The sequence below is a fragment of the Roseovarius gaetbuli genome, assembly GCF_900172365.1.
GTDB lineage: Bacteria > Pseudomonadota > Alphaproteobacteria > Rhodobacterales > Rhodobacteraceae > Roseovarius > Roseovarius gaetbuli.
This window is the reverse complement of record NZ_FWFJ01000022.1, coordinates 52,045-66,664: the sequence shown is the minus strand read 5'-3', so window position 1 is coordinate 66,664 and position 14,620 is coordinate 52,045. Positions and strand designations below refer to the sequence as shown.

5 protein-coding genes and 2 pseudogenes are annotated in these 14,620 nt (G+C 59.0%); 5 read left to right on the top strand and 2 right to left on the bottom strand.

Annotated features, from left to right (window positions below; all coding sequences use genetic code 11):
• Nucleotides 1-88, top strand: a pseudogene (locus ROG8370_RS11890) (IS481 family transposase); the annotation flags it as partial.
• Here the strand turns inward: ROG8370_RS11890 and ROG8370_RS11885 are convergent.
• Nucleotides 89-412, bottom strand: a complete 324-nt coding sequence (locus tag ROG8370_RS11885; protein WP_085827357.1) for a hypothetical protein — start codon at nucleotides 410-412, stop codon at nucleotides 89-91.
• Between the two features lie 480 nt (nucleotides 413-892).
• Between ROG8370_RS11885 and ROG8370_RS20155 the strand changes: the two are divergent.
• A pseudogene (locus ROG8370_RS20155) lies at nucleotides 893-1,111 on the top strand (IS5/IS1182 family transposase); the annotation flags it as partial.
• Nucleotides 1,112-1,365: 254 nt separating this feature from the next.
• Nucleotides 1,366-8,220: a S8 family serine peptidase gene (locus tag ROG8370_RS11880; RefSeq protein WP_085827356.1), complete on the top strand. Its 6,855-nt coding sequence runs from the start codon at nucleotides 1,366-1,368 to the stop codon at nucleotides 8,218-8,220.
• A gap of 89 nt (nucleotides 8,221-8,309) precedes the next feature.
• On the opposite strand, the gene ROG8370_RS11875 is transcribed toward ROG8370_RS11880, so the two are convergent.
• The gene (locus ROG8370_RS11875) at nucleotides 8,310-9,794 is read right to left on the bottom strand and encodes a phosphomannomutase/phosphoglucomutase (protein ID WP_085827355.1); all 1,485 of its coding nucleotides are present in this window, start codon (nucleotides 9,792-9,794) and stop codon (nucleotides 8,310-8,312) included.
• Between the two features lie 195 nt (nucleotides 9,795-9,989).
• Between ROG8370_RS11875 and ROG8370_RS11870 the strand changes: the two genes are divergently transcribed.
• The gene (locus tag ROG8370_RS11870; RefSeq protein WP_170925229.1) at nucleotides 9,990-12,518 is read left to right on the top strand and encodes a calcium-binding protein; all 2,529 of its coding nucleotides are present in this window, start codon (nucleotides 9,990-9,992) and stop codon (nucleotides 12,516-12,518) included.
• Nucleotides 12,519-12,758: 240 nt separating this feature from the next.
• Nucleotides 12,759-14,585, top strand: coding sequence for a M10 family metallopeptidase C-terminal domain-containing protein (locus ROG8370_RS11865; protein WP_139838124.1), 1,827 nt, complete (start codon nucleotides 12,759-12,761; stop codon nucleotides 14,583-14,585).
• Nucleotides 14,586-14,620: the final 35 nt, after the last annotated feature.

Sequence of the window (14,620 nt, the reverse complement as noted above, 5' to 3'; positions counted from 1 at the left end):
CGAGTGGGAGCGCTTCTACAACTTCCACAGACCGCATGGCGCACACAAAGGGAAGACGCCTTACGAAGCACTCAGAGAAAAGCTATAATTAACAAATCTGATGTCTCACGAGCAACCGCACCTTACACTCCCAGCTTTCCAAAAGCTCATGGGGAGCAGCCACCTCGGCGCTTCCTGTTTCCAACGCCAGCAATGCTGAATCGCATACAACAAGGGCGCGTACCTGCGGATCCGCATCCAATACATCCGCCAGGTCGTCCAGGGATACGCTACGAGTGATCTTGGTGTCGGCAATAAAAGCCGCTTCGAAAACAGGGGCCGCAATCTGGCTCAGGCAGCATAAAACAAACGCATCCGTGCCCGTGGAAGCGCTGTCAGATGTGCTCTTCGCCTCGTTTGTGCTTTCAATCATTATGTCTCAGATTTACTTAACATTTATCTTGGAATTTTTTTCACACGAGATGGCGTGTGCAAGCCACGTCCTATCGCTCTTTGCCCGATTTAACCGGGAGGGTTATGAAGCCTTTGCGTACTCAGGTAAAGAAGCGTTTCGAAAATAGCCAATCGTTTCTGGCCTGGTGACCAAAAGGTGGTTAATTTTCGCTCGATGACCGGGCGACAGCAAGCGCAGCTTAGAGGTTCAGGCCCTATTGGTAGGGATGACACTGACACACTCTCGAGTTTCTGGTGCGCAAACCGAAGAGCAGCAGTTTGATCTAATTCAGTGAGCATGACCATGACAGGGCAGATGTCGATGATCCGCACGCCCTATCTGTTCTTGAGGGGGGCCGCGCCACCCCTCGCGGATTGGTCCTGCAAGGGCGCTATATTTTGTGCACCCTCATCTCAATCACTCATGCTCTCTGAGTGATTTGAGGAGGACCGGTAGAGTGAAGCTCTGCAAGACAAGGGTATGAGGCCATGCATGCCAGGTCGAAAGTTCCGCGCCGAACCAATGCGGTACGACAAGCATCGGTGCAAACGGCGCAACCGCATTGAAATCATGTTTGCCAGATTGAAAGACTGGCCGCGGGTCGCAACCCGCTGCGGCTGTTTTCCTAGGATTTTCTCTCTGCAATTGCTGCTCGCAGCACCCGTGATTGGCTGGTTAAGAGTGCTAACGCCAGCAGACATAAAGTGTCACTTTTTCAACACGTCGTATGCGATCTCCAGATTTGGGCTTTACGGATCCTGCTGTGCGCTTCAAACAAAGTCTTAAGGTTTGATGCCGGTCAAACAGACCTGTAGAAATAGCCGAGCAGTCCTGGTCAGGCGTAAACAAAATATAAATACTTTCCCCGGTACTAGAAATTGCCCGCTTTGACGTTACGAATTGCCCGCTTTGACATAAATTGAGGAAAAACTGTGCCCACACGTTTTACACCCATCGACGAGCTTTATTCTTTCCAGTGGCACTATGACTACCTCGGTCAAAGCTTTGGCCAAAGCCGTGAAGGCATCGAAAGGGTCTGGGCAGATTACAGCGGGGAAGGTGTGGCCGTCGGTGTTTTCGACACTGCGATTGACCCTTTCCATCCCGAATGGGCGGACCGCTTCGACTTTGAGGCCACCATCGAGGTCACCACGCCCTCGGGCGCAGTCTATGAGGTGTCCAATGTCAACCGGGTGGAAAACCACGGTGTGGGTGTCGCGGGCCTGATTGCGGCGGGCGCGAATGCTACTGGCACCATCGGTCTGGCGTATAACGCGACGATATCATCGGCTGATGTATATACCGATTACGATCTCAGCCTGTTCCCGGCCTTTGGAACGTTCGCAAATGAAATCGATGCGCCGCTGATGTCGCAAATCATGGCAGGCTACAGCCAGTTCGACATCACCAACGCCAGTTGGCACAACGATTCACTCTATAATCAGGTTCTGGCGGGCAGCGACGAGATGGGCGCGCAACTTGCTGCCATAACCGATGCTGCTGCCAGTGGGCGCGGCGGCTTGGGCACGATCATGGTCATGGCCGCAGGCAACGACTTTGACGACGTTTATTATAACGATAACGGGACGGCGCGCCGGATTTACATTCAGGATGACGGCCAGAACCGTGGGGCCGAGATTCCGATCGATTTCCTGCGCTCGGGGTTGCAGGACGGGCCTACGGCGACCCCGCGTGTCACCGTCGCGGATATTGAAAACGGGCTGCTGACCCAGGCCGAAGCGAGCTCCGGCACGGACCGCCGCGTAGCCGCGCGTGAAACCATCGCTGTGGGGGGGTATTCCCGCGAGCTGACGCTGGACGACGGATCGATTTATGCCAGCCAAGTGACACCTTTCGCCTCGCGCGGCACCGCGCTTCTGACCTCGTCTCTGACCCGGTTGAACCAGCCGCTGACCGACGTGCTGTCCAGCACCGAAGCCTATCCGGATCTGGGCGACAATCCCAGTCTGACTGCCGCCCATCTGGCGCGCTACGGCGACGGCATCGTGACCACCGGCATCGCCTCCGAAGTGGGGTATGGCTGGGATGACGGTTTGCCCACACATCCCGGCAGCACCAATCAGTTCGGCGGCACGTCTGCGGCGACCCCGCAGGTCAGCGGTGCGGTCGCGCTCATGCTCAGTGCCAACGAGGGGCTGGGCTGGAGAGATGTGCAAAACATCCTTGCCAATTCCTCGCATCATGTTGGCTCCAACCTTGATGGCTCTTCCATCACCGGGTTTGGGGCGGAAAAATTCGGCTGGGTCACCAATGGCGCCACCACCTGGAACGGCGGCGGTCTGCATTACTCCGGCGACTACGGCTACGGCGCGCTCGACGTATTTGCCGCCGTGCGCATGGCCGAAGTCTGGACGTTGTTCGACGCTGCGCAAGTGTCAGGTAACGAGCAAACTGCCCAAGCAGAAAGCATCGCCGACACCGCCATTCTGGGGGGCAGCCTGAGTGCGCCGGTCACCAGTGCCCGCACCATCTCCATGTCCGGTGCAAATCTTGAGACGGAATACGTCGACATCACTCTTGCGATGGTGCATCCCGATTTTGCGAGAGTGGACATCTATATCGTTTCGCCCAGCGGCACCCGCGTGGCGCTCCATGATGTGTCGTTCAACAACTTTGCCCATTCGGATGTCGCCGACATAGGTCTGACGTGGACATTCCCCGTCAATGCGTTCCGCGGTGAAGACCCCAATGGTGACTGGACGCTTGAGTTTGTAAATTCCGGCGATTCGGGCCGCTTGTTGGATGTGAGCATCGACGTCTATGGTGCGGATGCGGACAACAACGATGTGTACCACTATACCAACGAGATTCTCGGCGCCCAGTTGACCGACCGTCTGGGGGCAACCCTGACCGACACAAACGGTGGCATCGACTGGATCAATCTGGCCGCCATGACCGGTGATGTCATCGCTACTTTGGATAGTGGCGGCACATTAAGCAGCAATGGCTTGACCTTTGTCCGCATTGGAGCGGGAACAATCATCGAGAACATTGTCAGCGGCGATGGCGACGACGCGCTGATCGGTACATCTGCAAACAACATTCTGGTGGGCGGACGCGGTAACGACACGCTGAACGGCGCGGGCGGCAATGACACCCTTGAAGGGGGCGAAGGTGCCGACAGCCTGATTGGCAGCGGGGGCAGTGATACTGCGTCCTACAGCCTGTCGCGCAGTGCCGTGCAGGCCGATCTGGCGACCGGGGGCGTGGGCGGCGGTGCCGCAGGCGACCTGTTCTCCGGGATCGAAAACCTCAGCGGCTCCAGGTTCGACGATTTCTTGACCGGTGACGCGGCCGCCAACGTGCTGTCGGGCGGCGCGGGCGGCGACACACTGAACGGCAATGGCGGCGCAGATACGCTGCTTGGCGACGCGGGCGACGACATCCTGATAGGCGACGCCAGTACGGCGCTGTTCGACGGGGGCGACGGCACCGACTTTGTAAATTACAGCGCGCAAACAACATCCGTGAATGTATCTCTTTCAGCGGCAAGATTTGTAAATGTCGAAGGTCTGATCGGCAGCAGCGCAGACGATCTGCTGACCGGAGACGGTGGCAATTCCATTTTGATCGGTGGCGCAGGTGCCGACACGCTGAATGGCGGCGGCGGTGTGAACACGGCGTCCTATCGGACGGCGACGGCGGGTGTCACCGTCAACATGCTCAACACAAGTGGCAACACAGGCGATGCGGCTGGTGACGTGTTTGTGAATATCGCCAATATCGAAGGGTCGGATCATACCGACAATCTGACCGGAAATGATGCGGCCAACATCGTGAATGGGGGCATCGGCAACGATACGCTATATGCCAACGCGGGCAACGATACGCTAATCGGGGGCGCGGGCGCAGATGCGCTTTTTGGGGGTGCGGGCGTTGATACGGCTGACTACAGCGCGTCCGGTGCGGCCGTGGGGGTCACCCTCACCGATACCACAGCAGGCAGCAGCGGGACAGGCCTTGGGGGGGATGCACAGGGCGATACCCTCAATGCCATCGAAAACCTCATTGGGTCCGATCACAACGACACTATGTCGGGCACGGCAGATGCTAACCGCTTCGAAGGCGGTAAGGGCAATGATATCCTCGAAGGTCTTGCGGGCAATGATGTGCTCTTGGGCGGCGCGGGTGACGACCTGCTGAGCGGTGGCGCCGACAACGACACCCTACAGGGGGGCGCGGGCGATGACACGCTGGACGGATCACAAGGCAGCGATGCGCTCAATGGGGGAGACGGCGACGACCTTTTGTGGGTCAATACGTCTACATCCTTTCTTGATGGCGGCGCGGGCAGCAACACGGTCAGCTTTGCGCGCGCGGGCCTGGCCACCGGCCTGAACATCGCTGTTACGAATGTCGGCTTTACCAATATCCAGAACCTTGTCGGCACAGCGCATAACGACACGCTGACGGGCGATGAAGGCCAGAACATCCTGGAAGGTGGCGCGGGCGCGGACCATCTCGTGGGCGGCGCAGGAAATGATTTTGCCTCTTACGCGGGATCTGTGCAGGCGGTGAACGTCAGCCTTTTGACAGGCAATTTTATCGGGGGTGATGCAGCGGGCGACACTCTGCTGGGCATTACCAACCTCATTGGATCTGGCGGGGATGACACGCTGCAGGGGACTGCAGGCGACAACATCCTTCGCGGCGGCGATGGCAATGACCTGTTCCTTTCCACGTCGGGCAACGATGTGATCTACGGCGAAGGCGGTATTGATACGGTGTCCTATGCGGGGGCTACATCTGCCGCCAAGATCACTCTGGGCATCTGGCGGCAGCAGGACGATCCGGCTTCCCCCACAGATGTGGCGAACGGGAATGTCCTGCTGGGTATCGAAAATATTGTCGGCACAGACTTTGCAGACGAGCTGACCGGTGATCGTGGCGATAACCTTCTGCGCGGCGGTGCGGGCAATGACAGCCTGCTTGGCGATGCCTTTGGCGGTTTTGGCAACGACACGCTCTATGGTGACGCGGGCGATGATGACATTCAGGGCCATCTTGGCGACGACGTTCTGTTCGGTGGCGTGGGCAACGACACCGTCACTGGCGGCGAGGGTAGCGACACGGTGGACGGCGGCGATGGTGACGATTTCGTCTCGGGCGGCAGCGGTACGGACGATGTGCGCGGTGGCGCAGGCAACGACCGGCTGTTCGGCCAAGAAGGCGACGACACGCTGGACGGTGGTATCGGCAACGACGAGATCAACGGCGAGCTCGGTGATGACAGGCTGAATGGCGGGGCCGACGACGACACGCTTCTGGGCGACGAAGGCAGTGACACTCTGGCGGGCGATGGCGGCAATGACCAGCTCTTCGGCGGCAACGACGACGACTTCCTCTGGGGCGGTGTCGGAAGCGACACCCTGGGCGGCGGCGCAGGCGCCGACCTGTTGCGTGGCGAAGCTGGCAACGACACCCTGAACGGGGACGAAGGCAATGACTATCTTCTGGGCGGCGCCGACAACGACATTCTTGTCGGCAGTGCAGGCAACGATACGCTCTGGGGCGAGACTGGCAACGACGAACTCTATGGCGGGGCCGACAACGATACTCTTTGGGGGGGGGCAGGTGATGACATCCTCAACGGTCAGGATGGCAACGATATTCTGATCGGCGACATTGGCAACGACACGCTGGCAGGGGGCGCGGGCAACGACCGCCTCGATGGCGGCGCGGGCAATGACAACATCGTCGGCATTGATGGCCAGAACCTGATCCTCGGGCGTGACGGTGCGGATTCGGTGATCGGGGGGCTGGGTGCAGATACCGTCTATGCTGGCTCAGAGAACGATACGGTCAACGGCGGTGACGGCAATGACCAGATCTACGGCGGCTTCGGCGACGACCTTCTGGTCGGCGGCGCAGGTGCCGATCTGGTGGCTGGCGAAGGTGACGGGGCCAACAGGCTCTTTGGCGGAACCGGAAATGACAGCCTCTATGGCAGCGGCGGCAATGACGAGTTGTTCGGCGATGAGGACAATGACCTGCTGGGCGGATCGGCGGGCGACGACCTGCTCAACGGCGGTAGCGGCAATGACAGCCTCTATGGCAGCATCGGCAACGACACGCTGGTGGGCGGGGAGGGCGATGACGTCCTCATCGACGGGGCAGGGGCCAACTTCTTTTTCGCCGGCGACGGCAACGATTTTGTCAGCGGTGGCAACGCAAACGAAGAGCTTTACGGCGATGGCGGCAATGACACCCTGCGCGGCTTTGGGGGCGATGACCTGATCAATGGTGGCGCGGGCAATGATGCGCTTGTGGGGGCCGACGGCAACGATACGTTGTTTGGGGGCGCGGATCAGGACATCCTTGTTGGTGGCGATGGCAACGACACGCTCAACGGTGCCGAAGGCAACGACAGCATCTACGGCAACACCGGCAACGACCTAATTGTCGGCGGAGACGGCAACGATTATGCCGAGGCGCAGACAGGCAACAACACCCTGTCGGGCGGTCTGGGCAGTGATACCCTGCATGGCGGCAACATGGACGACCAGATTTTCGGCAACGAAGACGGCGACCTCCTGCGCGGCTGGGGCGGCAACGATCTGATCAACGGGCAGGACGGCGACGATACGCTCTATGGCGGATCGGGCTTTGACACGATAGCCGGGGGTGCCGGCAATGATTATGTCAATGCCGAGGGCGCGCAATCGAACCTGGTCTTTGGCGAGGGCGGCAATGATACGCTGATCGGCGGGTCTGGCGCCGACAGTATCAACGGCAATACGGGCGACGATGCGCTGGCCGGTCTGGACGGCAACGACTCGCTCAATGCAGGCGCGGGAAACGACAGCATCTATGCCGGGCGTGGCGACGATACGATCTTTGCAGGGGCCGGCAATGACTATGCCGAGGCCTTCATCGGCACCAACTTGGTGTATGGTCAGGAGGGCAACGACACCCTGCATGGCGGCTCCGAGAACGACGAGATCTTCGGCGGAGCCGATGACGATTTTCTGCGCGGCTGGGCCGGTGACGATCTGATCGACGGGCAGGACGGGAACGACGTGATCTTTACCGGATTAGGCACCGACAGCGTCTTTGGCGGTGCAGGCAACGACCGGGTCACCAGCGAAGCGGGCGGCAACAAGCTTCTGCACGGTCAGGGCGGCGCGGATACGCTGCTGGGCAGTACCGGCAACGATACCATTCTGGGCGACAACAATGACAACAGCGATGCGGGCGCAGATGTGCTTGCAGGCTATGGAGGCGACGACCTGCTCAATGCCGGCAGTGGCAACGACAGCCTCTACGGCGGCGCAGGCAACGACACCCTGGTCGCAGGCGCGGGGGACGACTATCTCGAAGCGTTCAACGGCAGCAACCTGTTCTATGCTGGCGAAGGCAATGACACGTTGGTGGGCGGTCTGGACAACGATCTGATGTTCGCCGAAGTCGGCAATTCACGCATCTACGGCAATACCGGCAACGATACGATCGTGGCGGGCAACGGCATCGATGTGATGACCGGAGGCGCAGGCGCGGATGTGTTCGAATTCGGCCACCCCAGCCGGATTGGCTTTGGTGACAATCCCGACATCATCACCGACTTTGAAGTGGGCGTGGACAAGATCAACCTGCAAGCCCTCAGCACCGAGTTCAGCATCACAGGTTTTGTCGGCGGTCGCAATTCGTTCATCTATGATGCGACCCTGGGCCAGTTGCAGGGCGATGCCACGGGCAACGGCGGACCGGACTGGATACTCGATATCGGCACCGGCTTGGCCCTGACGGCGGATGATTTCATCCTTTAGGCCATCCCCGACACGTGAAAAAGGCGGCAGACCATCCAGTCTGCCGCCTATCTTGTACGATTGCAGATCTTTTGCAGACCGCCCAAACGTCAGAATGTCTGGTCGTAATCGCCCACCCCCGGCTCTGTGCGGATCACAGCGTCGATTTCATTGAAAATCGCGCGCAATTCCGCCTCGCTTTGCGCGCTTTCGCAAACCACCACCAGATTGGGCGTGTTGGACGAGGCCCGCACCAACCCCCAGCTTCCGTTGTCCAGGATAACCCGCGCACCGTTTACCGTGACAACCTGTACCACCTTGCGCCCTGCCAATTCGCTCAGGCCTTCCAGTTTGATCACGATGCGCGCAAGGATGTCGTATTTCTCCTCATCCGCGGCATAGGGCGACAGGGTCGGCATGGCATAGGTCACGGGCAGCGCACGGCGCAGGTCGGACATGGACATATCGGGGTTGCGGTCCATCAGCTTGCAGATCTCGACCGCAACACGCATGCCGCAATCATATCCGCGCCCGACAGGTTCGGCCAAAAAGTAGTGGCCGGATTTCTCGAAACCCGCCAACGCGCCCAATTCCTTGACGCGCCGTTTCATATGGCTGTGGCCGGTTTTCCAGTAATCCGCCGTCACGCCATTGGCGATCAGCTCGGGGTCAGAGGCAAACAGACCCGTCGATTTTACATCCGCCACAAAGGTCGCATTCGGGTAGATCTTGGACAGGTCCCGCGCCATGATCACCCCGACCTTGTCGGCAAAAATCTCCTCGCCCTCGTCGTCCACCACACCACAGCGGTCCCCATCACCGTCAAAGCCAAGCGCGAAATCCGCACCGGAAGCTTTCACCGAAGCGCTCATGTCATGCAGCATTTCCATGGCTTCTGGATTTGGGTTGTAATGGGGAAAAGTATAGTCCAGCTCGTTGTGGCTGGGCACGACTTCGACACCCAGACGCTCGAACAACTCGGGTGCAAACGCCGCTGCCGTGCCATTGCCCGTGGCACACACGACCTTGAGCTTGCGGGTCATTTTGAAATCTCCCACCAGGTCATCAAGATAGGCCTCGCGCACGCCTGCGACGAATTCATATTTGCCACCCTCGCGCGCCTCACCTTCGCCGTTCAGCACGATATCCTTCAGCTCGGACATCTCGTCAGGGCCATGGGTCAGGGGGCGCTCGAACCCCATTTTGACGCCGGTCCAGCCGTTGGGATTGTGACTGGCCGTGACCATCGCTACTGCGGATGCATCCAGATGGAACTGCGAAAAATACGCCATGGGCGAGAGGCAGGGGCCAATGTCCTTGACGTGGATACCCGCCTGCATCAGCCCTAGCATCAGCGCGTTTTTGATGCTGAGCGAATAGTCGCGATAGTCATTGCCGACCGCGATCACCGGCTCGATCCCGCGGCGCATCATCTGGGTTCCCAGGCCCAGACCCAGTGCTGTGATGCCAGGCAGGTTGATCGCCTCGGGGTATTGCCAGCGGGCGTCATACTCTCGAAAGCCGGTGGGTGCGATCATCGGATCGCGCAAAAATTCCCATGTGTTCGGGGTCACAACGGAGAGCGGTCTGGTCATAAGAAATCCTGAAGTGAAAATGCAAGTGTAGCATTTCTTTAGGGATATTGAGCAGGCAGCACAACTCATACGGCATAGTAGGCGCAGGTACGCGAAAGGGCAAAACCTTTTGCATTCACCAATTAGATCGGCTTATCTGTCCCATGACAGTTTGTGCAGATTTATGCGCAAAGATTTTACAGAGGAGAAGCTTCAGTGACAAACGTTACATTTCTGGGCAATACGCAAGACTATTTTTTTGATGCATTTGACAATGCCGATTTGGTCTCGCATGAGCCAACCCTTATTGTCGTGCGCGACTTGAACAGTGGATTTCTGACAGAGCTTCAGGGATTTGGCTTTGCGATCAACGAGCAAACTTCATCCGGTTTCGTGGGTACAATCACCCGGATCACCACGGAGACCAGTGCCCTTCAGCCTGTGATTGACATAAGCGGGGTGGCAATTGACGTGAACGAATTCGACCAGGCGATCGAGGCCAATTCGCTCGGAGATGGCGGGCCACTGTCGCTTCTTTTCAGCCAACAAAGCATCAATTTTGATGCATCATCTTCGAATCTGGGAGCCGACTTCGAATTTGACTTGGTGACCTCCCCTGTGACGGCCGTTGGGAGCATTTTTGACGACACGCTCGCGGGCGGACCAGCCGACGACACGCTGCAGGGTGGAGACGGCAACGACTTCCTGTTCGGCAATGCAGGCAATGATGTCATCGAGGGCGGTTTCGGGAGCGACGTCCTGTTCGGCGGAGCAGGCGACGACACGATCAACCCCGGCGACAACATCAGAGACCTAGACTTTATCGATCCGGGAACAGGCAACAATACAATCGTGCTCAGCGATGTCGACCTCGGATATATCCAGATTGGCCACCGCGATCAGGCCCTTGCCGGCCTCGGCGGGTTTTCCTTCATACTCGACGGCACCACCAACACAGGCTCGATCACAACGCCAGGGGGGACCGACACACTGATTGATGTGAACGCTGCCCTGACCGCTGATGGCCTGCAACTCGACGGCTCCGAGCTGAACGATGTCTACACGGTCAGCGGCGTGCCGGATGGCGGCTTTCTCAGTCTGCGAGGGGGGGCCGGCAACGACACCTATAACATTGGGCAAAGCGCGGGTGGGATCCGGATCGACCTGCGCCAAAGCGCACTTTCCGGGCCGAACAACGGTGTGACGGTTGATCTGGCCAACGGCACGGTCATAAACGACGGCTTTGGCAGCACCGACCAGATCATAGGCATCGGCAGCGCAACCATCGAGATCCGCGGTACCGATCTGGCAGACAGCATGACTGGCAGCGATTTCGACGACCGCTTTATCACGCGCGGCGGCAACGATTTTGTCGATGGTGGCCTGGGGGCCGATTTGGTGCGCTATGACCGCACCGGGGTAACCTCCGGGATGGATGTCGATCTGGCGGCAGGCACCGCTTCGGGCAGTTTCAACGGCGTGGCCTTCACCGATACGCTGATGAGCATCGAAGACGTGCGCGGCAGCCGCGTTGGCAGCGATACGCTGTTGGGCAGTGCCGACGACAACCTGTTAAGGGGCTTTGGCGGCAATGACCGCATCGACGGGCGCGACGGTGACGACACGCTGGAGGGGAACGTCGGCAACGACACCTTGCTGGGCGGTGCAGGCAATGATCTGATATTCGGCGGCGCCCTTTCGTCCGTCACCGATGGAAACGATTTTATCGGTGGCGGGGCGGGCAACGACACCATCGAGGTCGTCTCGGGCAATAACACGATCTACGCTGGGCTCGGTGATGATAGCATCAGGGGCGGTGTGGACGCGGATCTGATCTTTGGCTCGGCGGGGTCCAACCATATCTCCACCCACTGGGGGCTATCGAGCGCTGTGGGAACCGGCATTGACACCGTGATCGGCGGCACCGGCGACGATGTGGTGGATGGCACGGGCTCTTTCGCCGCGGAAATCCGCGGGAACGGCGGTAATGACAATATCACCGGCAGCGCGGGCAATGATTTCATCGCAGGCGGCACCGGCAATGACGTCATGCTGGGCGGGGCGGGCATCGACATCATCTACCTGGGCGCGGGCAATGACTTTGCCGGGGGCGGTGAGGGCCGCGACATCATCTACGGTGGTGCCGGCACCAACACGATCTATGGTGGGCTGGGCGACGACACCGTGCAGGGTGGCACAGGTGACGACTTCATCGTGGGCGGTGGATCCGGCCGCAATATCTTGCTGGGCAATGGCGGCAATGATCAGGTCTTTGCCGGAACCGGGAATGACCTCGTCGCGGGCGGCGCGGGCGACGACAGCATCTTTGGCGGGGATGGTGACAACACCATCTATCTGGGCACCGGCAATGACTTTACCGGTGGGGGCGCAGGCGATGACGCGATCTTTGCCGGCGCGGGCAACAACCGCATCTACGGCGGTGCCGGCAATGACACGATCTATTCGGGCGTAGGCAAGGACGTGATCACGGCAGGCCCCGGTGCGGATGTCTTTGTCTTCAACTCTGCCGCAGCGGCGGGCATCGGCGCCGACCGCGATATCCTGACCGGCTTCGAGGTGGGTGTGGACAAGATCGACCTCAGCGCGATGAATCTGACGTTCGGCGTCTCCTTGCTCTACATCCCCGGCTTTGTGGTTGGTGATGTCAATAACGACGAGGTCAATGATTTTGCTATCGAAATCTCGGGCGCGCCCACTCTGACAGTGGATGATTTCATTCTGTAACCGACGCCATACAGTCCAGTACCAAAGTCCACGGCCCGCACCACACGTTGCGGGCCGTGTTCACATAGATGGTGATACCCCATTTTGGCCTTATCTTGGCCCAAATTTGCAAGCCATATTCCCTATGGTATCAGGCAATGTTTGCCTTCTGGACGTTAAGAATGAAACGGGCCCTCTCGTGATCGGCCCCAGCTACATGCAGGCGTGCGGTCAAACAAATACGCCCCGGCGGAGGACATTATGGATAATGGAAACAATTCAGTTCGCTCGGTGAGCGAAGTTGCCGACTATATATCCACTTCTTTCTGGGGCAGCGGCCAGAGTTTCCCTTTCGCTTTGGGGGCTGATCGCGTTTTGACGGTTAACCTTGAGGGTCTGCCGCAAAGCTCCCAACAGATTGCGCTGTGGGGGCTGGATGCCTGGACCACGGTGACCGGCATCACTTTCGAGCGCGTCACCGGTTCGGCGCAGATCACCTTTGATGATGAGCAACCCGGTGCCTTTGCAGGGGCCAGAGTGTCTAACGGGTCTGTGACACAGGCCGATGTAAATGTGTCTCAAGGGTGGGTCGGAACCTATGGCACCGAATTCAACAGTTATTCCACAATGACTTATATCCACGAGATCGGCCATGCCTTGGGGTTGGGTCATCCAGGGGACTACAGCGACGGCGCGAACTATCAAACTGACCGCGATTATGCCAACGACAGCTGGCAAATGTCCGTCCTGTCCTATTTCAGCCAGCGCGACAATACATTCATCGATGCGACCTATGCCCTTGTGGCAACGCCCATGCTGGCGGACATCGGAGCCATTCAAAGCCTGTATGGGGATGTGGCATTGCGCACCGGCAACACGATCTATGGCGACGGCTCGACTGCGGGCGGCACCTATGACCGCATCAGCGAAGCCCGTGCCGCGGGAACGCTGGGCGATGAGGTGGCCTGGGCCATTCTGGATGATGGCGGATATGATATACTGGATGTGTCTTCCAGTGCGGCCAACCAGATCGTCGATCTGCGCCCCGAGGCCATCTCAAGCGTGTACGGCATCACAGGCAACCTCGCGATCGAACGGGGCAGTATCATCGAGGAAATCCGCACAGGCAGCGGCGATGACCTGATCATTGGCAGCACCAATAATGACAGGCTGTTGGGCAATGCAGGTAACGACGAGATTTATTTGGGCCAAGGCGACGATTTTGTGGGCGGTGGCACCGGCAATGATCTCATCCGTGCGGAATCCGGCGCCAATACCATCTATGGCGGTGCGGGCAGCGACACCATCAGCGGCGGCACCGGCAACGACACTATCTATGCAGGTGGCAACAGCCGTAACGAGGTACAGGGCAGCGACGGCAATGACCTGATCTATGGTGGCAGCAGCAATGATCTTCTGGCCGGTGGTACAGGCAACGACAGCATTTATGGCGGTGTCGGCGCAGATACCATCTATCTGGGATTTGGCGATGATGTCGTGGGCGGCGGCACCGGCAGTGATCTGATCGTTGCAGGTGCGGGCAACAATGAAATCTATGGCAGCCTTGGGGACGACACCGTCTATGGCGGCGATGGTGCCGATATGATCAATGGCGGCGAAGGGGCTGATCTGTTGGCGGGTGGTGCGGGCAACGACAGCATTTATGGCAGCGTCGGCGCAGATACCATCTATCTGGGGATGGGCGATGATTTCGCGGGCGGCGGCGCCGATGCCGACCAGATATTTGCAGGTGCGGGCAACAACGAGATTTATGGCGGCGTGGGCGATGACACGATCACCGCCGGTGTGGGCCGCGATGTGAGCAATGGTGGCGCGGGCGCGGATGTCTTTGTGTTCACCACAGCCGCCTCTGCCGGGATTGGCGCGAGCCGCGACATCATCACCGACTTCGAGGTGGGTGTGGACAAAATCGACCTCAGCGCGATGGGGCTGACATTTGGTCCCACGGGCATGGTCGACTACATCCCCGGCTTCGTGGTGGGCGATGTGGATAGTGACGGCACCAACGACTTTGCCATTCAAATGTTCGGCGCACCTGCGCTGAGCGTCGATGATTTCATTCTCTGAGACCGCGCGCACGGTGACACTCTGACATGCTCTCC